This window comes from Archangium minus (assembly GCF_044360475.1).
Taxonomy (GTDB): domain Bacteria; phylum Myxococcota; class Myxococcia; order Myxococcales; family Myxococcaceae; genus Archangium; species Archangium minus.
In genome coordinates, this window is sequence record NZ_CP043494.1 from 10,371,968 (window position 1) to 10,396,554 (window position 24,587).

21 protein-coding genes are annotated in these 24,587 nt (G+C 67.4%); 10 read left to right on the plus strand and 11 right to left on the minus strand.

Features of this window, described 5'->3' with window-relative positions:
• The first annotated feature begins 118 nt into the window (after nucleotides 1–118).
• Entirely contained in the window at nucleotides 119–1,018 is a 900-nt protein-coding gene (locus tag F0U60_RS42465; protein ID WP_395808660.1) for a histone deacetylase, read from the plus strand.
• 6 nt (nucleotides 1,019–1,024) lie between these two features.
• On the opposite strand, the gene F0U60_RS42470 is transcribed toward F0U60_RS42465, so the two are convergent.
• From F0U60_RS42470 to F0U60_RS42485, 4 genes are all read right to left on the minus strand, one after another.
• Nucleotides 1,025–1,858, minus strand: coding sequence for a hypothetical protein (locus F0U60_RS42470; protein ID WP_395808662.1), 834 nt, complete (start codon nucleotides 1,856–1,858; stop codon nucleotides 1,025–1,027).
• 35 nt (nucleotides 1,859–1,893) lie between these two features.
• A complete protein-coding gene (locus F0U60_RS42475; protein ID WP_395808664.1) occupies nucleotides 1,894–2,919 on the minus strand; it encodes an ATP-grasp domain-containing protein in 1,026 nt (341 codons plus the stop codon).
• Between the two features lie 3 nt (nucleotides 2,920–2,922).
• The gene (locus F0U60_RS42480; RefSeq protein ID WP_395808666.1) at nucleotides 2,923–3,993 is read right to left on the minus strand and encodes a putative zinc-binding metallopeptidase; all 1,071 of its coding nucleotides are present in this window, start codon (nucleotides 3,991–3,993) and stop codon (nucleotides 2,923–2,925) included.
• Nucleotides 3,994–4,098: 105 nt separating this feature from the next.
• Complete coding sequence (locus F0U60_RS42485) at nucleotides 4,099–4,578, minus strand: hypothetical protein (protein ID WP_395808668.1); 480 nt, start codon at nucleotides 4,576–4,578, stop codon at nucleotides 4,099–4,101.
• A gap of 131 nt (nucleotides 4,579–4,709) precedes the next feature.
• On the opposite strand from F0U60_RS42485, the gene F0U60_RS42490 reads away from it, so the two are divergent.
• Nucleotides 4,710–5,048, plus strand: a complete 339-nt coding sequence (locus F0U60_RS42490; RefSeq protein WP_395808670.1) for a hypothetical protein — start codon at nucleotides 4,710–4,712, stop codon at nucleotides 5,046–5,048.
• Nucleotides 5,049–5,059: 11 nt separating this feature from the next.
• Complete coding sequence (locus tag F0U60_RS42495; RefSeq protein WP_395808672.1) at nucleotides 5,060–5,557, plus strand: nuclear transport factor 2 family protein; 498 nt, start codon at nucleotides 5,060–5,062, stop codon at nucleotides 5,555–5,557.
• 66 nt (nucleotides 5,558–5,623) lie between these two features.
• Here the strand turns inward: F0U60_RS42495 and F0U60_RS42500 are convergent, their stop codons facing one another.
• From F0U60_RS42500 to F0U60_RS42510, 3 genes are all read right to left on the minus strand, one after another.
• On the minus strand, nucleotides 5,624–6,904 hold the full coding sequence (locus tag F0U60_RS42500) for a hypothetical protein (protein ID WP_395808674.1): 1,281 nt from the start codon (nucleotides 6,902–6,904) through the stop codon (nucleotides 5,624–5,626).
• Between the two features lie 134 nt (nucleotides 6,905–7,038).
• Entirely contained in the window at nucleotides 7,039–7,734 is a 696-nt protein-coding gene (locus tag F0U60_RS42505) for a pirin family protein (RefSeq protein WP_395808676.1), read from the minus strand.
• An 87-nt stretch (nucleotides 7,735–7,821) separates the two neighbouring features.
• Nucleotides 7,822–8,370 carry a YceI family protein gene (locus F0U60_RS42510; RefSeq protein WP_395808678.1) on the minus strand — a complete coding sequence of 183 codons (549 nt, stop codon included), beginning with the start codon at nucleotides 8,368–8,370 and terminating at the stop codon, nucleotides 7,822–7,824.
• 283 nt (nucleotides 8,371–8,653) lie between these two features.
• Between F0U60_RS42510 and F0U60_RS42515 the strand changes: the two genes are divergently transcribed.
• From F0U60_RS42515 to F0U60_RS42525, 3 genes are all read left to right on the plus strand, one after another.
• Nucleotides 8,654–9,049, plus strand: a complete 396-nt coding sequence (locus F0U60_RS42515; protein WP_395808680.1) for a spore germination protein GerW family protein — start codon at nucleotides 8,654–8,656, stop codon at nucleotides 9,047–9,049.
• A gap of 90 nt (nucleotides 9,050–9,139) precedes the next feature.
• On the plus strand, nucleotides 9,140–9,517 hold the full coding sequence (locus F0U60_RS42520) for a peptide chain release factor-like protein (protein ID WP_395808682.1): 378 nt from the start codon (nucleotides 9,140–9,142) through the stop codon (nucleotides 9,515–9,517).
• A gap of 14 nt (nucleotides 9,518–9,531) precedes the next feature.
• The gene (locus F0U60_RS42525) at nucleotides 9,532–9,954 is read left to right on the plus strand and encodes a GTP pyrophosphokinase (RefSeq protein WP_395808684.1); all 423 of its coding nucleotides are present in this window, start codon (nucleotides 9,532–9,534) and stop codon (nucleotides 9,952–9,954) included.
• Nucleotides 9,955–10,090: 136 nt separating this feature from the next.
• Here the strand turns inward: F0U60_RS42525 and acnA are convergent, their stop codons facing one another.
• Entirely contained in the window at nucleotides 10,091–12,823 is a 2,733-nt protein-coding gene (acnA, locus tag F0U60_RS42530; protein ID WP_395808686.1) for an aconitate hydratase AcnA, read from the minus strand.
• A gap of 290 nt (nucleotides 12,824–13,113) precedes the next feature.
• On the opposite strand from acnA, the gene F0U60_RS42535 reads away from it, so the two are divergent.
• Nucleotides 13,114–14,343 carry a cytochrome P450 gene (locus tag F0U60_RS42535; RefSeq protein WP_395808688.1) on the plus strand — a complete coding sequence of 410 codons (1,230 nt, stop codon included), beginning with the start codon at nucleotides 13,114–13,116 and terminating at the stop codon, nucleotides 14,341–14,343.
• Nucleotides 14,344–14,352: 9 nt separating this feature from the next.
• On the opposite strand, the gene F0U60_RS42540 is transcribed toward F0U60_RS42535, so the two are convergent.
• From F0U60_RS42540 to acs, 3 genes are all read right to left on the minus strand, one after another.
• Nucleotides 14,353–15,501 (minus strand): cyclic nucleotide-binding domain-containing protein, encoded by a 1,149-nt coding sequence (locus tag F0U60_RS42540; RefSeq protein WP_395808690.1) that lies wholly within the window; start codon nucleotides 15,499–15,501, stop codon nucleotides 14,353–14,355.
• 59 nt (nucleotides 15,502–15,560) lie between these two features.
• Nucleotides 15,561–18,146: a DNA ligase D gene (gene ligD / locus F0U60_RS42545; protein ID WP_395808692.1), complete on the minus strand. Its 2,586-nt coding sequence runs from the start codon at nucleotides 18,144–18,146 to the stop codon at nucleotides 15,561–15,563.
• Between the two features lie 158 nt (nucleotides 18,147–18,304).
• The gene (gene acs / locus F0U60_RS42550) at nucleotides 18,305–20,251 is read right to left on the minus strand and encodes an acetate--CoA ligase (RefSeq protein ID WP_395808694.1); all 1,947 of its coding nucleotides are present in this window, start codon (nucleotides 20,249–20,251) and stop codon (nucleotides 18,305–18,307) included.
• A 191-nt stretch (nucleotides 20,252–20,442) separates the two neighbouring features.
• On the opposite strand from acs, the gene F0U60_RS42555 reads away from it, so the two are divergent.
• The 3 genes from F0U60_RS42555 to F0U60_RS42565 are packed head-to-tail and all read left to right on the plus strand — an operon-like array spanning nucleotide 20,443 to nucleotide 24,517.
• Entirely contained in the window at nucleotides 20,443–22,857 is a 2,415-nt protein-coding gene (locus F0U60_RS42555; RefSeq protein ID WP_395808696.1) for a CHASE2 domain-containing protein, read from the plus strand.
• 2 nt (nucleotides 22,858–22,859) lie between these two features.
• Nucleotides 22,860–23,453: an SH3 domain-containing protein gene (locus tag F0U60_RS42560; RefSeq protein WP_395808698.1), complete on the plus strand. Its 594-nt coding sequence runs from the start codon at nucleotides 22,860–22,862 to the stop codon at nucleotides 23,451–23,453.
• Nucleotides 23,453–24,517, plus strand: coding sequence for a M48 family metallopeptidase (locus F0U60_RS42565; protein ID WP_395808700.1), 1,065 nt, complete (start codon nucleotides 23,453–23,455; stop codon nucleotides 24,515–24,517). The genes F0U60_RS42560 and F0U60_RS42565 overlap by 1 nt, the downstream gene beginning before the upstream one ends.
• The last annotated feature ends 70 nt before the right edge of the window (nucleotides 24,518–24,587 follow it).

The window sequence follows — 24,587 nt, forward strand, 5'->3', positions numbered from 1 at the left end:
GAGAAAATCCGAGTCGAAAATCCAGCGCGCGCTCGGTGGTGTAACGGACGAGCCGCCGGCCGGGTCTATCGTCCCCGGTTGCACCCGCTCCGTCCGGGCGCTACGCCTGTGCCCACCCGTGCGCGTCTTCCACTGTGACCAGTACGTCGTCCCGCTCCCTCCCGGGCACCGCTTCCCCATGGAGAAGTACCGGCTCCTGCGCGAGTTGCTCCTGGAGCGCCGGGTCATCCCCCCTGAGTGGCTCCGGGCCTCCGTCCCCGTCTCGCGCGAGGACCTGGAGCGCGTCCACACTCCGCGCTACCTCGACTCGCTCTGGACGGGCACCCTCACCGAGGCGGAAGCGCGCAGGTTGGGTTTCCCCTGGTCCGAGGATCTGCTCGTGCGCTCCCGCGCCTCCGTGGGGGGCACCGTGGGCGCCGCCCGGGCCGCGCTTGAGGACGGTATCGCCGGCAACCTCGCCGGAGGCACCCACCACTCCTTCCCGGACCACGGCGAGGGCTACTGCGTCTTCAACGACATCGCCGTCGCCATCCGCGTCCTCCAGGCCGAGCGCCGCATCCAACGCGCCGTGGTGGTGGACCTCGACGTGCACCAGGGCAACGGCACCGCCGCCGTCTTCGAGGGCGACGACTCCGTCTTCACCTTCTCCATCCACGGCGAGCACAACTTCCCCTTCCGCAAGCAGCGCTCCAGCCGCGACGTGGGCCTGCCCGATGGTGTAGACGACCGTGCCTACCTCGATGTGCTCGCCATACACCTGACCGAGGTGCTCGAAGCCTCCGGCGCCGACATCCTCTTCTACCAGGCCGGGGTGGATCCGCTCGCCGAGGACGCGCTCGGCCGGCTCTCACTGACCCACGCGGGAATGAAGGAGCGGGACCGTCTGGTATTGGAGGCCGCCTGGCACCGGGGCATTCCGATCGTCCTCACCCTGGGCGGCGGCTACGCGAAGCCCATCACCGCCACGCTCGAGGCCCACGTGGGCACCTATGAGACGGCCCTCTCCGTCTTCCGCTAGGGAGCCTCACTTCCGCATGCGGCACTTGAAGGAGATCACCTCGAGCGTCTCGAGGACATCCTCCCGGCTACCGCGCTGAAACATCGCGTAGCCACCCAGGACACTGGGGCACTCCACCGCATCGACCGTGGGTCGGCGGTCAGACCACGTCCTCACCCGGATGCAATCGTGCACCCGCTCGTCGATGACGACCTTCACGTCGAGCGCCAACGCAAGCCGAATATCCACCATGCCATCGGCATCGGGCTCCCGCTTCGAGGGAGAGCGGCAGGAGGAAGGCGCCTCACCGGAGGTCCACGGCTTGAGGTCCACGCGGATACGAAGCGGCCCTTCCGCGGGTGGCGCTCCAACGCGCCGCCACATCTCTTCCACTCTTTTGATACCCGCGCATGGATCCCGGCGGTTGCCACACATGAAGCCCCCACCGGCGGTGGAGATGCGCTGGGTTACCTCTACATCCACACGCTTCCCGTCGACCTCCAGGACGTCCCGACGCAGGAACTGCCGGGAGAGGACCGCGCCCTCTCCCCAGAATGACGGTTCGAACTCCATCGAGCAGCAATGTTTGCTGCGCGTTCCATCGCGCTGCACACGCTCGGAACGCAGCTCCGCCCGGAAGTCATCGTCGGGGCGCATGCGCGTGATGTGCTCCACGAAGGGCGCGCCCCCTCCCGCGGGAAGGTGGCGCAGGGTCAAGGTGCTGCCCGGCTTGCACTGAGGCCAGTAGAGCGGAGCGGGACGTGTCCACTCCACCGGAACAGGATCGCGCTTCGTGGATGGAGGCCCTGCTCCGAGGAGGCCCAGAACCAGGCTGAAGAGGACACCCCGTGCGGCCTTCATGTGATCTGCCTCCTCGCTGGGCGAGGAGAACGAGCTTACATGAGCGCCGGGCTCTCAGCGAGCGCGGGCCGGGCCGTACCTCGCCCGAGCCCATGACGGCGCGCGGCCACTTCGACGATGCGTTGGATGAGCGCCGGATAGGACAGGCCCGTCTCCCGCGCTCCGAGCGCCACCTCGCACTTCGCCTCGAGATAGGGATTGGGATTCACCTCGAGCAGGTAGGGCTCGTTGGTGACGCTGGACACGCGGAAGTCGATGCGCGCGTAGTCGCGTAGCTTGAGCGCTCGGAAGGCCGTCACCGCGGCCCGCTCGATTCGACCGCGCAGCTCGTCCGAGAGATCTCTCGGCAGGACGAGCTGGGGGCTCCCGGGTGTATCCGGCCCGAACTTCACCTCCCGGTCGGCGATCTTCATGCGCTTGCGGCTCCACTTCCTTCCGAAGTCGAGCTCCACCACGGGAAGCACCTCGGGCCGGGAGTGCTCGCCCAGCACGCCCACGTAGATCTCCCGCCCCTCGATGAACTCCTCCGCGAGCGCCTCGTCGTTGTACTCCTCGTGGATCTTCTTCACGCGGCGCGCCAGCCCCTCCATGTCTTTCTCCACACCCAGGCCCATGGAGGCATCCGAGCGGGCCGGCTTGACGATGAGCGGGAAGGACAGGTCTCCATTCGTCTGGAACGAGCTTCCATCGAAGGAGGCGAAGCGCGGGGTGAGCACTCCGTGGAACTGGAGGAGCTGCTTGGTGAGGATTTTATCCTGTGCGAGCAGCAGGCCCGCCGTCCCCGAGCCCGTGAAGGGCACGCGCGCGAGCTCCAGCACCGCGGCGACATTCACCTCCAAGCGGTAGTCCTCGGCGAAGCTCTCGCAGAGGTTGAAGACGAGGTCGGCGCCACACCGTGACACCTGCCGCACCAGGTCCGAGACACTCTCATCAACGCGGAGGGGCACCGAAGTGTGTCCCGCCTCCTCGAGCGCGGCGCTCACCTGCTCCATCACCGGATCGGGTTGTTCATCCTTGGGCTGGTAGTGGAGGACCGCGATGCGTAGGGGTGACAAAGCCATGGCTCATTCCTCGAAGAAGCGGTCGGTGTAGAGGTAATTCATGGTCAGCACGGTCACGAGCGAGGCGAGCCGAAGGCCCGCCTCCCGGCTGTCATCGGGATGCAGGGTGAGGCCCATCGCGGCGGTGCGCTCGGCCAGGTGATCGAGCAGCGCGCGGACGACGCCCCGGCTCACGCCCGAATACTGGCTCACCACGGAGAGCAAGCGCTGGCGCTCGGCCTGCACGAGCGTCTCCGCTCGAACGGGCGCCTCGCCCGGGCCCTCGAAGATCTCCTCCAGGGACTGGTCGAAGGCGTTGCGCAGCTCGAGGTCCACCTTCTCGTCGAGCTCGCGCTGACGGTAGTGATCGAGGACGGTGCCCTCCATCTCCTCGGTGGTGAGGTCTGGCTCGGCGAGCTCGACGACAGGAGGCGCGCGACCCAACCGCGCCACGATGTCTTCCACGTACTGGAGCTTCCGCAGGGCCCCCCAGCCCTGGTAGCGGTTGCGCCAATCACTGCCAGGAGTGAGCCACACGGCGAAGGTCTCGGCGAAGTCCTCGTCCGGATGCTTCTGGGCGTACCAGCCGGAGATGTGCAGGACGTAGCGACGGGAGAAGGGCTGGGGTTTGTAATCGTCACGGTAGGGCCGCGAGTAGTCGCCGAACACGCGCAGCCACTCGTCTGTCTCGTAGAGCCGGTAGGCGTAGTTGAAGGCGTGGCCCGCCTCGTGGCGGAGATACATGAGGATCTCCGCCTCGGTCTCCGCGTCGCCCCCCAGGTCCGCCTCGATGGACAGCAGCGCCGGATCGGCGAGGTAGAAAGGCAGACCGATGACGGGGACTCCCGAGGGACATCCCCATTCGTCCGACAGGTAGCACTGGGGTTTGAAGGAAATCCCCTTCGCCTCGAGCTCCGCGTGGAGCTGCGCGATGTGGCGTTCGAGCGGCGTGCCGGCCAGGCGAAGCGAGAGGTCCTTGATGCGCGCCTGGAGCAGGGCCTCGCGTTGAGGAGACAGTCTTCCGCGTCCCTCACCGTGCTCGGTGGGGTGCTTCTCCCGCATGACCAACGGGTCTGGCTGGGACGGTGGCAACATGTCCCTTGAGGTAAGGAGCGTGCACCCGAAAGGTCAGTCTCCATCTGACGCAGGGCAGACGGGGGGACGAGCGCACGTCAGTCAAGTGAGTGCTCGGGCCCACGACTAGCGAGGGAGCGTGAGCGCCAGAACCAGGAGAAGAAAAGCGAGCCACGACGACGCGGTGCGGAGCCGGTTGATGCGGAAATAGCGCTCACGCACCACTCCCCAATCAGCTGGGGGTGATTGCACCTTCCATCCCAGAATCACGTCGTACAGCGGCTCGGCGGCATACCGGGAGAGGAGGAATGGCCCGACCAGGAAGGCCAGCATCCCCGCCAGGGTCAGCACCCAGGTAAGGCGCCCGGCGTCCTCACGCCCCAGCAGCAAGGCCGCCGCTGGCGCCAGAACGGACGCCAGCGTGAGGATGAGGTTGATGGGCGCCTTGCGCGCCAAGGGCAGGAAGCCCTGCATCACCCGGGTGAAGTCTCGAGCGTCCAAGCCCTTCAGCACCCGTTGGAGCAGGAAGAGCACGGCCGCCAGAATCCCGCTGAACAACCCGCTCGCGAGCACACCGAGCGCAAGCGCCAGAGAGAAATCGTCCATGGGGGGCCTCCTCACGGACAATCTACGTACGAACCGCGTGAGCGCGAGCGTGACCGCTTTATCTTGGATTCCGTGAAGAGCATAATTTTGTGTGCTTCACCCCATCGCGTGCTGACGCGGAAGGAATCCCCATGAAGAGCGCCGTGAGCATTGTCGTGTCATTGGCCGCCAGCATCCTGCTGGCCTGTGGTGTTGGTCCCGAATCGGCCGTGGACGAGTCCGTCTCTCCGTCCTCCACCGGGCCGGAGTCCTCTTCTGCTCCCGAGGTGTCCGAGTCCACCGTGTCGCCCATGGCCTGCGTGACCCTCTATCGTCCTCGCTACAGCAGTTGGTGGAGCTCTTTCCCCATTGAGGTCGACGGGCAGATGGGTGGCTGTGAGACCCACGACGACTGCACCACGACCTGCTGGGGCGTCGAGACTCCCTATTACATGCACGAAGGCTTCTTCTATTGCACCTACTGCCCCTGAGGCTCACGGACATGAAAGAGAAAGACCTTCAGTATGTCTTGGATTGGATCGCCATCCAGGAGCTGGTGGCGGAGTACGGTCAGGCCATCGACTTCGGCCGCGATACGGGAGACTGGAGCCGCTGGGCCAACGTCTTCACGCCCCAGGTCACCGCGGACTACACCCGGTTCCGAGGCGGAGGCGAGCCCTCTCACCTCACGCGGGAAGAGCTGGCTGAGTTTGGCAGGGCGTCCCTGGTACCCTTCAGCAGGGTTCAACACGCCACGGCCAACAGCGTGAGAATCCACTTCAAGAGCAACACGCAGGCGGAGGTGATGGCCTACGCGGAAGTCGCCCATTACTTCACCCTGGGCGGCGTCCAGCAGGAGTGGACCATCATCGCCCGCTACACGCACGAGGTGGAGAAGACCCCGGACGGATGGAAGATCCGCAAGGTGCTCCTGGATCCCATCCACTACCGCGGCAACCCGCTAGGCCTGGAGCTGGTCAACGGCAAGCGGATCGTCTGAACGCACACCTCACGCGCTCGGGGTGCTCACCTGTCCCCGAGCGCGTCTCACAGCGCCCCTTCGACTTCAGGGAGCCGTGGCGGTGGTGAGCTCCTGGAGGATGTGGTCCCGCATCGTCTTGCGGATCTCCAGCAAGCCCTTGTTGGGGAACGCCCCACCCGTCCGAGTGGTGAGGTCGATCTGCTGGTAGAACGGATCCTCCCTCAACCCAGGCGCCTGGTAGGCGTCCAGCGCCGCGGGCATGAGGTAGCGCGGCACGCGTCCGGCCTCGGGAGCGTCCTCGCTGAGGAGGATCCACGCGAACGTGCTCGCCTGGCTCATGTAATTCACAAACGCGATCGCCGCCTTCTCGCACTCGTCGACACACCTGGCCCCGAGGAAGAAGGAGTCGGTGAACAGCAGAGGCTGGTTGCCCTCACCCAGCGGGGCGGGGGAGATGCGCAGCTCCTCCCGGTTCGCCCCCGCGGGCAGCTTCTTCAGGATGGTGTGCAACCGCTCCGAGTAGCCCAGGGTCACGTCCGCCTTGCCCTCCGCGAAGAGGGTCGCGGGCAGGTCGACGTTCTCCGCGGCGTCGTAGGTCCCATCGATGCAGGGATTCCCCGTGGACGTCTCGCAGGCCCCGGCGAGCTTCTTCAGCCCGGCAATCACTTGCGTGTCGTAGCGCTCCGTGGTGACGGCCGACTGCACCTGCGCGGGGCCGTAGGTATCCGTCCAGGCATCGAGGTAGAGCGAGGGCAGGTTCCAGCTCCCCAGCAGGTTGGCGGCCAGGTCCACCTCCGGGGTCTTCCTCGACGAGAGGATCCGCACCAGCTCGTCCACCGTCCGGGCGTTGCTCACGGACTCGCTGCGCGAGACGATGTAGTGCGCGCACAGCCAGTGGGGCACGCCGTATAGCTTGCCATCCAGCGTCGAGGCCGCGATGCCCGCCGGGTGCCAGTTCGGCCCCTGTGGCAACGCGGACCAGGGACGCACTGCCCCAGTGCCCACCAGCTCTCCCAGGATGGCCGTGTCCGTCTCGACGACATCGTAGGCACAGTCGCCCTCCCCCTTCAGGGAGCTCGCGAGCTGGGCGGGCTCGTAGAGGTCATCCTTGAAGCACGAGGGATTCACCACCAGGTCCACTTCCGGGTGCTGCCGCTCGAAGTCGCTCTCGAGCCGCGCCGCCATCGCCTTGAGGCCATCCCCCGCCGCATCCGGGATGTACGAGTAGAGCGGCACCCTCAGCTGGACCCGAGTCCCCGGATCCGGGTTCGGCTGAGGCTCTGGCTCCGGATCGCAGCCCAGCATCGGGCACAGGGCCGCTCCGAGCACCCACATCCCTCTTCGAATCCACGCATTCTCGCTCATTGTCGTGAGGTCTCCTCGCGCACCGGTTGATGGGCGCTGGGATAGACCGAGTCGACGGCAATGTCGTTGTCGAAGTGCGGGGTCGGGCCCGCCACCCGCTCATGACGTTCAGCGGGTGGCACAGCCCATGAGTCTCACGCCAGGTCGAACAGCAGCGCCTCCAACGGCTCGGTGGCCGAGAGCACCAGGCGCGACTCATCCGACAGGGCGACCCCGTCCCCGGCGTTCAGCTCCACGCCGTTGAGCGAGCCCGCGCCACGCGCCACCTGCAGCCAGGCATGCCGGCCCGGAGCCAGCGAGTACTCGGTCTGCTCTCCCTTCCCCAGCAGCGTGCTGTACAGCCGCAGGTCCTGGTGCACCTTCAGTGCGCCATCCTGCCCCTCCGGCGACACCACCAGCCGGAAGCGGCCCTGGCGCTCCTGCTCCGAGAAGGACTTCTGCTCGTAGCTCGGCGTCAGGCCCTTGCGCTCAGGGAGGACCCAGATCTGCAGGAAGTGCAGCTCCTTGCCCGTGCGGTTCATCTCGCTGTGCAGCACGCCCGTGCCCGCCGACATCCGCTGCAGCTCTCCCGCGCGCAGCACGCCGAGCGTGCCCATGCTGTCCCGGTGCTCGATCTGCCCCGAGAGCACGTAGGTGATGATCTCCATGTCCCGGTGCGGGTGCGTGCCGAAGCCACTGCGCGGCGCCACGCGGTCCTCGTTGATGACGCGCAGCGCGCGGAAGCCCATGTAGTTGGGGTCGTAGTAGTCACCGAACGAGAAGGTGTGGTGGGAATCCAGCCACCCGTGGTTCGCATGTCCGCGTGCTTCCGATGGTCGAACGATCATCATAGGGTACTCCTGTTCTCCAAGCTGTTTCGATGCCCGAGGGCCCTGCGGCACATCGGCTGAGGGGTCGGCCAGTTGTGCCTCGCCGACTCACGCGGCCTTCGCCCCCGCCACCGCCTTCACCGCCTGCACATCGAGCTCAATGTCGATGCGCTCCCCCACCAGCACTCCGCCCGTCTCCAGCCCCTTGTTCCACGTCAGCCCGAAGTCCTTGCGGTCGATGCTCGTGCGCGCGCTGAAGGCCAGACGCTCGACGCCGAACGGATCCGTCACCCGGCCGAGGAACTCGGCGTCCAGCGTCACTTCGCGCGTGGTGTCCTTGATGGTCAGGTCCCCCACCACGCGGTAGCGGTTGCCACCCGCCGCCACCACGCGCCGGCTGCGGAAGATGAGGCGCGGAAAGGCCGCCACGTCGAAGAAGTCTTGCGAGCGCAGGTGCTTGTCACGCGCCTCCACCTGCGTATCGATGCTCGCCGCGTCGATCTTCACCTCCGCCTGCGTGTTCTCCAGGCCGCCGTTCACGAACAGCCTCCCCTCGTAGCGCGAGAAGCGGCCGTGCACCCGGGCCACCACCATGTGCCGCACCGTGAAGCCGATGGAGGTGTGGGCGTTGTCGATCTGCCAGGTCTCGATGGACATTGAAGTCGTCTCCCCAGAAGTGCTTCTCTGGCCCTTCCCTAGAGCAACCCGCCTGCCAACAGCTAAACCACTGAAATCACATGGCTCCACCTTCAGAGGAGCTCAAAATACTCTCAAAATGAGAGCTTTGCCCTCTCATCCGGAGAGCCCATTCCTCTCATTCCGAGAGGCACCCCTTCCTGCTCCAGGGCCGAAGGAACCTCCGGGCAAGCGCCCGATGCGACCCCTTCAGCGGGTGCGTACCTCATCCGAGACGGTCCTCGAACACAGGGGGTAGAGCACCATGGACGTCAACGAGGTCATCGACAGGGCTCGCGACGCCTTCAATGTCCGGCGCGTCTTCGGAGAACCCATCCAACAGGGCGCGGTGACGCTGGTTCCCGCGGCCTGGGTGAGCGGTGGCGGAGGTGGCGGCGGCGGTGAAGGCACCGCGCCCGAGGGAGCGGAGAATGCAGGGGGCGCCGGCAAGGGCTACGGCAGCGGCTTCGGCCTGCGGGCCCGGCCGGCAGGGGCCTTCGTCGTGCGCAATGGAAAGGTGAGCTGGATGCCCGCGGTGGACGTCAACCGCATCGTCCTCGGCGCGCAGCTCTTGATGGGACTCTTCCTGCTGACGTTCGGCCAGAAGCTCGCGCGCCGCCTGCTCGAGGAAAAACCCCTCCGCAAGCGGCTCATGAGGTGAGGCACCGGAGCCTGGGCGAGACGTCGCTCAGGAGCCCACCGGGTCACGGGCGGTGCACAACTCCCCGAGTGTGACTAGGGTGGCGCCCACATGACTGTCGATCCCTCTCGCCGTCAGGCTGCGCTGGAGGCCCTCTCCCTGGATGATGACGCACTGCTCCGCGCGTGCGAGGTGGAGTACTTCATCGCCTCCGGCCCGGGCGGTCAGCACCGCAACACCACGGCCAGTGGCGTGCGGCTGACCCACCCTCCCACCGGCCTGTCCGTCACCGGCACCGAGCGCCGCAGCCAGGCCCAGAACAAGGGCGCCGCGCTCGAGCGCCTGCGCGAGGGCCTCAAGGCCCTCACCTACGTCCCCAAGAAGCGCCACAAGACCAAGCCCACCAAGGGCTCCCAGCGGCGTCGTCTGGACAACAAGAAGCGCGAGGGCGAGAAGAAGGCCCAGCGCAGCAAGAAGGGCATCTGGTGAACGGAGGCCTCCCCGTGCCCACCCTGGAAGACGCCATCGCCCTCGCCGTGGAGGCCCACCAGGGCCAGCGGGACAAGGCCGGGCAGACGTACATCCTTCATCCCCTGCGGGTCATGTTTCGTCTGGAGACGGAGACGGAGCGGATGGTCGCCGTGCTCCATGACGTGGTGGAGGACTCGCCCTGGACGCTGGAGCGCCTGCGCGAGCTCGGCTACCCGGAGGAGGTGTTGGGCGCGCTGGACTGCCTGACGAAGCGCGAGGGCGAGACGTATGAGGCCTTCATCGAGCGCGTCCGACCTCACCCGCTCGCACGCCGGGTCAAGCTGGCCGACCTGGAGGACAACATGGACGTGCGGCGTTTGGCGGCCGTTACCTCCAAGGACGCGGAGCGGCTGGCTCGCTACCGCGCCGCTTGGGCTCGGCTGAAGGCGGAGTAACGCTTCTGGGGGGCCTTTATTATGACAACGGCCCGGCGCGCCTCTTGGGCACACCGGGCCGCTGTGGACTTCACATACCCTCACCCCGACCCTCTCCCAGAGGGAGAGGGAGGAGTGGGGGGAGCGGGGAGTTGGCTTAGCCCTTGGCCAGCTGACGCATCACGTACAGCAGGATGCCGCCGTGGCGGTAGTAGTCGAGCTCGTTCGGCGTGTCGATGCGGCACAGCACCGTGAACTCCTTCGTGCCGCCCTCGCCCGTCGCCTTCACCGTGAGCTTCTTCTGCGGCGCCAGATCCGTCGAGATGCCGGTGATCTCGAACGCCTCGTGGCCCGTCAGGCCCAGGCTCTGCGCGTCCTGGCCCGCCTCGAACTGCAGCGGCAGCACGCCCATGCCAATCAGGTTCGAGCGGTGGATGCGCTCGAAGCTCTTCGCGATGACCGCCTTGATGCCCAGCATCGCCGTGCCCTTGGCCGCCCAGTCACGGCTGGAGCCCGTGCCGTACTCGGCGCCCGCCAGCACCACCAGCGGCGTGCCGTCCTGCTGGTACTTCATGGACGCGTCGTAGATGCTCATCCGCTCGCGCGTGGGGATGTGGACCGTGACGCCACCCTCCACGCCCGGCACCAGCAGGTTCTTCAGGCGGATGTTGGCGAAGGTGCCGCGCACCATCACCTCGTGGTTGCCGCGGCGCGCACCGTAGGAGTTGAAGTCCTTCGGCTCCACGCCCTGCTCGATGAGGTACTTCGCCGCAGGGCTCGTCTTGGCGATGTTGCCCGCAGGCGAGATGTGGTCCGTGGTGACGGAGTCACCCAGCACCGCGAGCACCCGGGCGGCCTTGATGTCCACGAGCGGCTTGGGCTCGGCCGGGATGTTCTCCAGGAAGGTCGGCTTGCGCACGTAGGTGGACTTGGGGTCCCACTTGAACGTGTTGCTGCCACCCGACGGGAGCTGCTGCCAGAGCTGGTCGCCCTCCATGGCGCGCGAGTACTGGCTGCGGAACTGCTCCGGCTTCACCGAGCTGGAGATGGCCTGGCGGATCTCCTCGGCCGAGGGCCAGATGTCCTTGAGGAACACCGGGCGGCCGTTGCGGTCCGTGCCGATCGGCTCGTTGTCCAGGTCCTTGCCCACCTCACCGGCCAGCGCGTACGCCACCACCAGCGGCGGCGAGGCCAGGTAGTTCATGCGCACGTGCGGGTTGATGCGGCCCTCGAAGTTGCGGTTGCCGCTGAGCACCGCGGCCACCACCAGATCACCCGAGGTGACGGCATCGGCCACCGGGTCCGGCAGCGGGCCCGAGTTGCCAATGCACGTGGCGCAGCCGTAGCCCACGACGTGGAAGCCGAGCGCCTCCAGGTAGGGCATGAGGCCGGCCTCCTTGAGGTAGTCCGTCACCACGCGGCTGCCCGGGGCCAGGCTCGTCTTCACCCAGGGCTTCACGTTGATGCCGCGCTCCACCGCCTTCTTGGCCAGCAGGCCCGCGCCCAGCAGCACCGCCGGGTTGGAGGTGTTGGTGCACGAGGTGATGGAGGCGATGACCACCGCGCCGTGGCCCAGCTCGTAGCTCTGGTTGCCCGCCTTCACGGTGACGGTCTGCTTGAGGCGCTCAGGAGGCACCGGGGCCGCCGCGGCCTTGGCCTTGCCACCGCCCTCGTCGTCCTCGCCCTTGCTCTTGCCCGCCGCCAGCATCTCCACCAGCGACTTCTCGTAGGCGGACTTCATGTCCTTGAGCGTCACGCGATCCTGCGGGCGCTTGGGGCCGGCGAGGCTCGGAACGACCGTGGCCAGATCCAGCTCCAGCGTGTCCGTGAAGACTGGATCCGGGGTGCTGTCGGTGCGGAAGAGGCCCTGCTCCTTGAAGTAGGCCTCGGCCAGCGCGACGAGCTCCGGCGGGCGGCCGGTGAAGCGCAGGTAGTTGAGGCTCTCCTCGTCCACCGGGAAGAAGCCGATGGTGGCACCGTACTCGGGCGCCATGTTGGCGATGGTGGCGCGGTCCGGCAGCGACAGGCTCTTGAGGCCGTTGCCGAAGAACTCGACGAACTTGCCCACCACGCCCTTCTTGCGGAGCATCTGCGTGACGGTGAGCACCAGGTCGGTCGCCGTGGCGCCCGCCGGCAGCTGACCCGTCAGCTTGAAGCCCACCACCTGCGGAATCAGCATGGTGATCGGCTGGCCGAGCAGCGCCGCCTCGGCCTCGATGCCGCCCACGCCCCAGCCCACCACGCCCAGGCCGTTGACCATGGTGGTGTGGCTGTCGGTGCCCACCAGCGTGTCGGGGCACACCACGTTGCCCTGACGGAAGGCCACCTGGGCCAGGTACTCCAGGTTCACCTGGTGGCAGATGCCCACGTCGGGGGGCACCACGCGGAAGTTCTTGAACGCGTTCTGGCCCCAGCGCAGGAACGCGTAGCGCTCCTTGTTCCGGTCGAACTCGAGCTCGGCGTTGGCCCGGAAGGCGTCCGAGGTGCCGAACACGTCCACCTGGAACGAGTGGTCGATGACCAGGTCCGCCGGGTTGCGCGGGTTGATCTTCGCCGGATCACCGCCCAGGGAGGCGAGTGCCTCGCGCATGGCGGCCAGGTCCACCACCGCGGGAACGCCGGTGAAGTCCTGCAGCAGCACGCGCGCCGGGTGGAAGGAGATCTCCGTCTCCGGGTCGGCCTTCGGGTCCCAGGCGAGCATCTTCTCCACGTGCTCGCGCTTCACCACACGGCCGTCCTCGTTGCGCAGCAGGTTCTCGAGCAGGATCTTCAGCGAGAAGGGCAGGCGCGCGACCGAGGCGTGGTCCTTACCCACCTTGGCGAGGCTGTAGAAGTCATACGACGCAGAGCCCACCTTGAGCTGGCTCTTGCTCTTGAAACTGTCCGTCATTGTGAGTGCCGTCCTTCCTTCTGTCCGCTGACTGTCCACAGACGACCGATCGGCGAAAATCGGGCGCCTGCAATCGGGGGTCTTCTAAGGCGCGTCGGCCCCCTCTTGCAAAGGGATCCTGCGGGGCAGATTCCAGGGGCGGACGGTTGGGGAGACTTCACAGACCGTCTGGGTCGGACCCCAAACCTACATGGGGGGACCCGCCCGCGAGCAGCCCAGGCAGGCAACTTGGTAGAAATGCCGTCCTGACGGGTTTGTCACATCCCCCCCGTCCACCTGGAACCCCCTCGATGAGCACGGCAGCTGCTTCCGTTCAGACACCTCCGACCTACAACTTCTTCTCCCCGGAAGTACCGGCCAACCCCCACCCGCTGCTGCACCGGCTGCGGGCCAACGAGCCCGTGTACAGGAGTCCCCAATTCAACGGTTGGGTGCTGACGCGCCACGAGGACATCGTCGCGGCCTCGAAGGACCGCCGGCTGGTCGCCGCCAACATGACGGGCTGGCTGGACCAGATGTCCGAGGAGGAGAAGCGGGAGCTCAAGCCCGTGCGCGACGCCATCCGGCTGTGGGTGGGGCACACCAACGAGCAGGACCACCTGCGCTTCCAGCGCGTCTTCAAGAAGTACTTCACCCCCGCGACGGTGGAGGGGCTGCGCCCGCGCGTGCAGGAGCTCACCGACGAGCTGCTCGACGCCGTGCAGGACCGGGGCGAGATGGAGGTGGTGAGCCAGCTGTCCTTCCCGCTGCCGGCCAACGTCATCGCCGAGCTGCTCGGGGTGCCCACGGCGGACCGCGAGCTGCTGCTGCGCTGGTCGGCGGACGTCGTCCCGCTGTTCCGCAGGTCCTCCATCGAGACGCTGCGCCAGAGCCAGCGCAGCGTGCTGGAGATGCATGACTACATGCGCCCCATCATCGCCGCGCGCCGCCGCGAGCCTCGCAACGATCTCATCAGCGTCATGGTGGCGGCGCAGAACGAGGGCCTGATCCTCAACGAGGAGGAGATCGTCGCCAACTGCGTGCTGCTGCTGTTCGCGGGGCATGAGACCACGGCGCACCTCATCTCCCAGGGCCTCATGCTCCTGCTGGAGCACCCCGAACAGCTGAACCAGCTGAAGGCGAACCCCGAGCTGATGCCCGGGGCCATCGAGGAGATGCTGCGCTACAACGGCCCGGCGTCGGCGATGATGCGCACCAGCATCGAGCCCCTGGAGCTGGCGGGCCGCCAGTTCGACGCGGGCCAGCTCTTCGTGCTCGTGTACATGGCGGGCAATCGGGACCCGGAGGTGTTCGCCGACCCGGACCGCTTCGACATCACCCGCAAGCCGAACAAGCACCTGGCCTTCGGAATGGGCGCCTACTACTGCCTGGGCGCGGCGCTGGCCCGCATGGAGGTGGACGTCTGCTTCCGCACGCTGCTGCGCCGCATGCCCAACCTCCGGCCCGCCTTCACCCAGCCGGACCTGACCCTGCTGCCCCCCCTGGTGGCCCGGCTGCGCACCCTGCGCGTGGCCTTCTGAGCCGTCCGGCTATCGGTCCGCGAGGAGACGCGCCGTGCGCTGCAGCCGCTCGGCGCCAATCTGCATCAGCGCGTCCCTCATGCCCGGTTGGTTGTAGATGTGGCGCTCGAAGGCCGACCGGTCCAGCCGCAGCAACACGCACGGGACATCCGCTCGGACCATGGCCGTCACCGGCTTGTCCAGCATGAGGGAGATCTCCCCGAACACATCGCCCTCGCGCAGCACCGGATAGGGCGACTCCCGCCCGTCCGGGTGCACGTGGTACGGGGTGCATCGGCCGCGCAGCAGCAGGTAGAGGGCATCCCCCATCGCCCCGGAGGTGAGCAGCGTCGTTCCCGCTGCCACCCGCTGGAGCTCGAACTCGCGCGCCAACAACCGCCGCTGCTCGAACCGCAGGGGCGAGAAGATGGGGTGGGTGCGCAGCAGGTTGTCCGCCGCCCGCTTGCGGCAGAAGGCCTGCACCACCCGCTCCACCAACGGGTGCCGCTTGGACAGCTCCGCAAACCGCGCCCGCGTCAGCTCCAGCACCACCGACGGCACCGACGGCATCACCGTTGCGAACCGGGGCCCCTCCGTAATGAGCGCCATCTCTCCGAAGACCCAGCCGTCCACCACCGGCCCCTCCTGCGGTCCCCGGCCCTCCAGCAGCCGCATGACGTCGGCCCGCCCCTCCACCATGAAGAACATCGATGCGCCAGGGTCTCCCTCGCGCATCATCGGCTGGCCGATCCCATACTGACGGATCTCCACCGCTTCGAGCAGCGCCACGAACGCATCCCGGTACAGCATCGAGAAGATGGGCACCGCCACCGGATCCTCCCGATCCGGAAGGAGCTCAAGCTCGGCGGAGACTGAATCCCCCGTGCCTTCTAGAGGGGGTGAGGAGTAGCGCGCATAGAGGTTCGCGATGAAGGCCTGTGTGCGTGTGTGCTGCGGATCGACCCGGAGCAGCTCCTTGCACGCCACGATGGCACGCAGGAGCTGACTGCCCTGGGCCCAAGCCCTCGCGAGGGCCTCGTAGCCAGCGGCGGCAGCCTCGGTCTTCCCTTGCACTTCGAGCTGCCGAAACTCGGCAAGCGCCAGGTCCACCCGCCCACGAGCCGCCAGTTGCCCAGCCAGTTCCCGCTGCGGAAGATGCTTGTCCGATGAGTCAATCATCCGTGCTCACGCTCACGAGCGTTGCACGCTACCACCCCCCTGGAGATTGCCCAGGGGGTTCAGTGCCCCGGGAGCTTCTGCCCGCCTGCTAGCGCCGGAGCAAACAAATCTCCTACCTTGTCCAGACGCCGCCGCACGGTAGCGAGTGTGAAACGACGTGGCTCCAACCGAGACGTCACCTCGGACCAGGCCAGGGGCGTGGACACCGGAGCATGCGGCAGGGCGCGCAGGGAGTACGGCGCCACCACCGTCTTGCCCCAGGCGTTCTGCTCGGCGTCCAGGTACAGCCTGCCCTGGCGCCGGTCCTTGGAGCGCTCGGTCGTGGCCAGTTCCGGATGCTTCCGGGCGAGCGCCTCGAACGTCTCCAGCGCGAACGCCCGCACCTGCTCGTAGGTATGACCGGGAGCGAGCGGCACCAGCACGTGGAGGCCCCGCTTGCCGGACGTCTTGGGCACGCTCGTCAGCTCCAGCGCCTCCAGGTGGCGCCGCAGGGAGGTGGCCAACTGGATGAGATCATCAAAGGTGCCTCCCGGTCCAGGGTCCAAGTCAAACACCACCCAATCCGGCTCCTCCAGGTGAGGCACCCGGCTGGACCAGGTGTGCAGCGTGAAGGCCGACTGGTTGGCGAGCCACAACAGCGACTCGGGCCGGTCCACCACCACATGGGTCAACGAGCGGGTCTCGTGGTGGATGCAGACGGTGGTGAGCCAGTCCGGCGCGCCTCGCACCTCCTGACGGAAGAAGCCGGGAGCGTCCACGCCCTGGGGCCACTGCTGCAGCGAGAGCGGACGGCCCTCCAGCGCCGGAACCATCAGGGGCGCCACGTCCCGGAAGTAGGCGAACACGTCTGCCTTCGTGAAGCCCGGCTCGGGGAAGAGCACCCGATCGCCGTGGGTGAGCACCACAGGCGCCGCGCTGGGAGCAACCGGGTCCTTCTTCCGGGCCACGGAGGTCCGACCCGCGGCCCGCGTGCTCTTACGGGCCTTGGTTCCCGTCCGCCGATGGGGGCCTCGCGTGGCACGCACGGGCGTACTGCGCGGCCGTTCCCGGACGCACTCCTCGGGACGCTTGTCGGTGCGCAGCCCCTGGAAGGATGGGTGGCGCAGGCGACCGTCCTCGGTCCACTCGGTGAAGGCCACCTGGGCCACGTAGCGGGGCTTCACCCAGAACGCCTCCTCGTTGTGCAAGGCGTCCATCACGAGGGGGGCATCCTGCACCGGCGACTTCTTCACCACGTCGCGAGACAGGAGCGTGCGCAGCTCGCGCCGCACCTTCGTGGAATAGCCCGTGCCCACCTTCCCCGCGTAGTGCCAGGTGTCGCCCTCACGCACCGCCACCAGCAGCGAGCCGAGCTCCGGCCGCTCGTTGGCCATGGGCGTGAAGCCCACGATGGCCACCTCCTGGTTGGCCTGCACCTTGAGCTTGAGCCAGTCCGCGCCGCGACCCGGGGTGTAAGGGCTGTCCACGCGCTTGGCCATGACGCCTTCCAGCCCGCGCCTCCGTGCCTCCGCCAGAGCCTTCTTCGCGCTGCCCCCCACCCGCTCGGCGAGCTCCAGCGGAGGCTTCACGCGTGCGAGGAGCTGCTCGAGTTTCTCGCGGCGCTCATCCAGGGGACGGGAGCGCACGTCCTCCCCGTCCAGCCACAGCACGTCGAAGATGACGAAGCGCTCCTCGGCGCCCTTGCCGAGCAACTGGAAGCGAGAGCGCCCCTGAGCATCCAGGGCAACGATCTCACCATCCACCACCACCTCGTGCTCACCGAGCGTCTCGAGCGCCCGGGCGATGGCAGGGAAGCGCGCGGAGAGATCCTTCCCGCCGCGCGACTGGAGGGCGATCCGCTCTCCCTGAACGGCCGCGAGCGCGCGGAAGCCGTCGTACTTCACCTCGAAGCGCCAGTCGTTCCCCTCGGTGGCATCCACCTGGGCCAGCGTGGCCAGCATGGGTGCCCAGACCTTCTCGAGGAGCGCCCCGGGCGTACGGGCCTGCACCTTGCGACGCGCGGGACGTTTGGCTCGCGCGGGCGGGGCCGAGGTACGACGGGTACGGCGGGGCCCTCGGGTAACGCGCTGGCCGGACTTCACGGACTCAGGGCGCTCCTCCGTGACGTCGTAGCCGGGCCGCTCGGTGCCGTCCTTGGCCTTGAAGCACAACCACTGCGCCTTCTTGCCCACTGGACGCGTGCGGATGAGGTGCCACTCGCCCTTCAGCTTCTCTCCGTTCAGCGCGACGTGGAGACGTCCCCGCGCGAGCTGCTCAGAGGCCTGGCCCGGCGGCACCGTGTCGAAGGTGCCCGACTCCCACAGGAGCGAATCTCCCGCCCCGTAGGCGCCCTCGGGGATGTGGCCCTCGAAGGAGGCATAGGCCAGGGGGTGGTCCTCGGTCTGGACCGCGAGCCGCTTATCCGCCGGATCGTAGCTGGGGCCTTTGGGGATGGCCCAGCTCACGAGCACGCCGTCAATCTCCAGCCGCAGGTCATAGTGCAGCCGGGTGGCATCGTGCTTGTGCACCACGAAGATCGGGCTGGAGCCACGGCGCGAGGCCGGAACCTCCGGAGCAGGTTCCGAAGTCAGGGAGAAATCGCGCTTGGCGCGGTACGTCCCCAAGCGCTCACGAGCAGAAGTTTTGGATCGTCTCGAGGTCGCCATCCCCTCAAGGGTCGGCACGCTCGGCCCGTCTGGCAAAAGCCAAACGGAGGGACCTCCTCCGCCCGCTTCCTCTACCTTCCCCGTCAAGTTGAGCGGAAGACCCATCAGGTCTTCCGCTCGTTCCCTACCCTGCTAGGGGTACCGTCACGCGGGACGGCTCAGCGCGACTTGGAGGACTCCTTCTGCTCGAGCTGGAGAATCTCATCCACGACCTGAGGCTCAGCCAGGGTGGTGGTGTCACCCAGGCTGTCCGTCTGGCCCTCGGCGACCTTGCGGAGGATGCGGCGCATGATCTTCCCCGAGCGCGTCTTCGGCAGACCACTCACCACGCGGATGCGATCCGGCGTGGCCAGCGGGCCGATGATGCGGCGCACCTGCTCCTTGAGCGCGCCCACCAGCTGCTCCGAGTTCATGTCCTGCCCGCTCTTCACCGTCACGTACGCGCAGATGCCCGTGCCCTTGATGTCGTGCGGGAAGCCCACCACGGCGGCCTCGGCCACCACGTCGTGCGCCACCAGCGCGCTCTCGATCTCCGCCGTGCCCAACCGGTGACCGGACACGTTGAGCACGTCATCCACGCGGCCCGTAATCCAGTAGTAGCCGTCCTCGTCGCGGCGGCAGCCGTCACCCGTGAAGTACATGCCCGGGTACGTGGAGAAGTACGTCTCGCGGAAGCGCCGGTGATCACCCCAGATGGTGCGGGCCTGGCCCGGCCAGGGGCGCTTGAGGCACAGGTTGCCGGAGACACCGTTGCCCTCGATGACGTTGCCCTTCTCGTCCACGAGCACCGGCTCGATGCCGAAGAACGGGAAGGTGGCGCTGCCGGGCTTGCAGGGCGTCGCGCCGGGGAGCGGGGTAATGAGGATGCCGCCCGTCTCCGTCTGCCACCAGGTGTCCACGACGTCGCAGCGGCCCTCGCCCACCACGTCGTGGTACCAGCGCCACACCTCGGGGTTGATGGGCTCGCCCACCGTGCCGAGGATGCGCAGGCTCTTACGAGAGGTCTTCTTCACCCACTCATCGCCCTCGCGGATGAGCGCGCGCAGCGCCGTGGGAGACGTGTAGAGGATGGTCGCCTTCAGGTCGTCCACCACCTGCCACATGCGGCTCGAGTCCGGGTACATCGGCGTGGACTCGAAGATGACCGTCGTCACGCCGTTCAGCAGCGGGCCGTAGATGAGATAGCTGTGGCCCGTAATCCAACCCACGTCGGCGCTGCAGAAGTAGACGTCGTCCGGATGGATGTCGAAGACGTACTCGTGCGTCATCGACGCGTAGACGAGATAGCCGGCGGTGCTGTGCATCACCCCCTTGGGCTTCCCGGTGCTGCCCGAGGTGTAGAGGATGAAGAGCGGATCCTCGCTGGACATCCACTCCACCGGGCAGGTGGAGCGGTGCTTCGCCATCTCATCCTCGAGGAACTTGTCGCGCCCGGCCTTCATGGGCACGGTCGTGCCCGTGCGGCGGCTGACGAGCACCGTCTCCACCTGAGTGAGGCCGTCGAGCGCCTGGTCCACAATGGACTTGAGGGCCACGGCCTTGGGGCCACGCGGCGCCTCGTTGGCGGTGACGACGATGCGCGCCCCCGAGTCGAGGATGCGGTCCCGCAGGGACTCGGCGGAGAAGCCGGCGAACACCACCGAGTGCACCGCGCCGATGCGCGCGCACGCCAGCATGGTGTAGGCCACCGCGGGCGTCATGGGCATGTAGATGCAGACGCGGTCACCCTTCTGCACGCCGTGCGCCTTGAGCACGTTGGCCACGCGCGCCACCTCGTGCTTGAGCTCGCGGTAGGTGATGCGCTCGTACTTCCCAGGCTCGTTGGCGGCCCAGATGATGGCCACCTTGTCCGGCTGCTTCTGCAGGTGCCGGTCCACCGCGTTGTGACAGGCGTTGAGCTTGCCGCCGCCGTACCAGGAGAAGTCCACCTCCTCCATGTCCGCATCGAGCACGTTCTGCGGCGGGTAGAACCAGTCGAGCCGCTTCGCCTGCTCACCCCAGAAACCAATGGGGTCCTCGAGGCTCTGACGATACAGGCGCTGGTACTCCTCGAGGCTCTTCACGCGAGCGCCCGCGGCGATGGGCTCCTTCGGAGCGAAAAGCATGCTGGTCTCCCCCTGGGGTCGGGTTGTGTGGATTCAACGCGCCTGAGGCAAGCACCATGCCCGGCTGAAATCCACGTTCTTCCAGAGGGTTGCGTGCTGGACGCGGCGCGTCGAGACGTCACGCGGGGAAACGGGCGTTACCTTCCGTAACATGTCGAACACATGACGCACCGTCCCAAGCGAGCCCGTCCATGAAGCCCTTCCTCCGCGTCCTGGCGCTGCGGCTGCGCAACAGCTGGAAGTTCATGCTCCTGGTAGCCGTGCTCGCCACCGGGAGCGCCGCGCTCTGCCAGAAGTACGACCTGCTGCGGATGAGCGACGCCGAGCTCGGCGCCTACGACCAGGGCCTCACCTTCTTCACCGGAGGCCATCCGCGCTCGAGGGACGTGGTCATCGTCGGCATCGACGACAAGACGCTCCAGGGCATCCGCGACAACGAGCAGTACGTGCGCAACTACGGCGTCTATCCCTACTCGCGCAACCTGTGGGCACGCGTCTTCGAGCACCTCGTGGACCAGGGAGCCCGCGCCATCGTCTTCGACGGAGTGATGGACGAGCGGGGCACCGATGAGAGCAACGACCTCGCCCTGGCGCAGGTATTGGAGGAGCGCGGCATTCCCCTCACGCTCGGCTTCAACATCAACGCGGGCCAGCCCGCCTTGCCCAGGGTGGAGCCAGTCAACCGCTTGCCCCAAGTGCCCACGCCGCGTCCCGCTCCCGCGCCGGAAGCCAGCCCCGCCAGCGCAGAGGGAGAGGACTTCGTCGAGGCCGCCCCCACGGGTGTCGCCACCGGGGACAACTTCGACGACTTCGTGGAGACAGAGGGCGCTCCGCCCCTGACGCGGGAAGAGGTGGCGCGGGCGCTCGCCTTTCCTGTGCACCACTCCGGACTGACCCTCCCCACCTTGGAGCAGACATCGAGCGACGATGGCTCCCGGCTCATGCGCCACCCGGTGCAGCCCCTGCCTGGCCTGGTACGCACCACACCGGGCTTCGGACTCGTGGTGCTGGAGGAGGACGAGGATGGGCGCCTGCGTCGCACGCGCTTCGCCTACTCGGACGGAGCCAACACCTACGCCACGCTGTCGCTGGCCGCGGCGGCGGACATCCTCGGTGCCGAGCGCGTCGAGCTGACGCCCGGCAAGCTGAAGCTCGGCTCCCGAGAGCTGCCCATCAACCCGGATGGCAGCGCCGAGCTGGATTTCGGCGGCGCGTGGAAGGACCGCTTTGAGGCGCTGAGCGTGTACGCGGTGCTGGAGGACTGGGCTCGTCGCGAGGAGCACCGGACGAAGGGCACGGCCTACGTGCCGGCTATCCCGGAGGGCACGTTCCGCAACAAGGTGGTGCTGGTGGGCGGGCTGTCGCTGGGCACGAGCGACGTGAAGGCCACTCCTTTCCAGAGCGACTCCCCTGGCCTCGTCAAACACGCGGTGATGCTGGAGGCGCTCCTATCCGGTGGCTTCATCACCGAGGCGCCCTTCTGGGCGTCGCTCCTGCTTACCTTCGGGGTGGCGCTCTTCTCCGTGATGCTCATCACGCTCATGCGCGCGCCAGCGTTGGAGATCGCCTGGCCGCTGCTGCTCTTCTTCGGCCTCTTCCTCATCACCGGGCTGTTCCTCGAGCACGGCCGAGTGCACGTGCTGAGCGCCATGCCCATCTACGCGGGGGAGGTCGCCTCGCTGTCGGCGATCGCCTTCAATCACATGTTCGCCAACCGCGAGCGCGAGCGGCTGCGCCAGGCCTTCAACCGCTTCCTGGACAAGACGCTGGTGGATCAGCTCGTGGAGCAGCAGAAGCTCCCCTCGTTGGAAGGAGAGACGCGGGAGATCACCGCCTTCTTCTCCGACATCCGCGGCTTCTCCTCCTTCAGCGAGCGCTTCAAGGACGACCCCAAGGCCCTGGTGGCCCTGCTCAACCGCTACCTCACGCGGGTGAGCTCGGTGCTGATGGCGCACGGGGCCTGCTTGGACAAGTACATCGGCGACGCGGTGGTGTGTCTGTTCGGAGCACCGCTGGACATGCCGGACCATGCGGTGCGCGCCTGTCACGCCGCGCTCGCCGTGCGCGACGAGGTGGATGCCCTCCGCGCCGAGCTCCAGAAGGAAGGCCTGCCGGACGTCTATACCCGCATCGGCCTCAACTCCGCGGAGATGTTCGTGGGGAACTTCGGCAGCGAGCACCTGCTCGACTACACCGCCATCGGGGACGGGATGAACCTGGCCTCCCGGCTGGAGGGCGCCAACAAGGCCTACGGCTCGGTCATCATGATCGGCCCGCGCACCTACGAGCTGGCGCGCGAGCACATTGAGGCACGAGAGCTGGATCGGGTGAAGGTGGCGGGCAAGGAGGAGGCGGTGACGGTGTACGAGCTGCTGGCTCGCGCCGGAGAGCTGCCCGCGGCGAAGCGCACCACCGTGGAGCGCTACCACCGGGCACTCGCGCTCTACCGAGAGGCACGCTTCGAGGAGGCGGCCCTCGTGCTAGAGGAGGCGCTCGCGGCGGACGCGGAGGATGGTCCCAGCGGGGCACTCCTTGCGCGGTGCAGACGTTATGCGTTGAATCCCCCACCCCTCCCCTTCGACGGGGTGGCCAGCCTGGAGAAGTGACCGTGAGCTTCGAGAGACTCCCCACGTTGCTGGCACTGGCGTGCGTGGCCACCAGTGCCACGGCCCTCGCCGTGCCACCCGGGGGCACGCTGTACGTCAAGGCCAAGAACACCCACCTGAAGGCCTCGAGCAGCCCCACCGCGAACACGCTCGTGGTGCTGCAACCCGGCAAAGAAGTGACATACAACGGCCGTGAGGGCACCACCCCCTGGTGCAAGGTGACGGTGTCCGCGGACAAGAAGGGACCCGTCCAGGGGTTCATCTACCAGGCCAACCTCGCTGTCTCGCCGCCCTCGCTGGAGGTCACCAGCAAGAACCCGGGCAAGCCGCTGTCCCCCGAGGCATTCGCCTCCTCGGGCGCGGCCGTCAAGGCGCTGGGACCCGGGGCCATCGAGTACGGCAAGTCGCTGAGTCGGCCCGAGAGCGTCCAGCAGATCCTCGAGCTCGAGGCGCTCGCCAAATCCATCGACGAGACCCAGGTGGCCGAGTACGCCCGCGCAGGCGGGCTGCCCGAGGTGGTGGGCCGCCCCACGGTGGCGAGCAGCTCCCCCGCCAAGCCGAGCAACCACCCGGCGTCGAAGAAGGGACGCAAGTGATGAACCGGCGCCAGATGAATCTCCTCGTGGCGTGCTGGATGCTCAGTGCCCTCCCGGGCTGCGCCCAGTTCCACCGATTCGCAAGCAACTCCGGCGGTACGCTGGGGAAGGTCAGTCAGGTCGTGAAGGACAATGAGAAGTCCTTCCAACGTGCCAACGAGATGAAGAAGGATTGCGAGGCGTTGAAGGCCCGCACCATCTCCTTCGAGGAGGAGACCGCCTTCGGTGGCGCGGTGAGCGTCAACTGGGTGAGCAAGGGTGGAGGGCTCACGAACCGGTCAGAAGCCCGTGCGCTGCACGTGCAGCTCAACAAGATTGGAAAGAACCTCGCGGCCCAGTCCAGCCGACCGAACATCCCGTGGACCTTCGGCGTGCTCCAGTCCGAGGGCGTCAACGCGGTAAGCGGGCCGGGGGGCTACGTCTTCGTCTCCGAGGGGCTGCTCGCGCAACTGGACAACGAGGCCCAGCTCGCGGGCGTGCTGGCGCATGAGATCGCCCACATCACCGGCAAGCACGCGATGCGCGAGTACCACACGTATCTCGTGGAACAGTGCGAGGACGCGGCGAGTGACGAGACGAAGAAGGCCGTGATGAACACGGGGGTGGGAATCGGGAAAGCGCTTGGGCTGATCCAGCAACTCCCCCCCGGAGAGCTACGGAACCTGTTCCAGCGGCTGGCGGCCAACGCCGACTTCAACACGCTGGGCAAGGAGGCCATCAAGGCCATCACCAACGGATTCGTCGCGAGCCTCACCGAGAAGGGCTTCGACACGGAGGACGAGTACGCCGCCGACCTCGAGGCCGTGGAGCTGATGGCGGCCGCCGGCTACTCGCCCGAGGAGTATGTGGCCTTCCTGTCGAAGCTGCCGGACAAGGGGCTCTCCACCGAGCACCCTCGCAAGGAGAAGCGTCAGGAGCGGCTGCGCAAGCACCTGGCGAAGTGGAGCGGGCGCGCCCCGAACAACGAGTTCACCACGCCTGTGGACCTCTCCCAGACGAAGGTCGTTCCCCTGCGTGATGCACTCCAGACGGAGCGCACGGGCACCGCCGCGCGCGGGAATTGAAGGATGCTTGACGGGCACGCCAGCCCAGATGAAAATGCAAATCATTCTCATGTTCTGGCGAAACAACCCC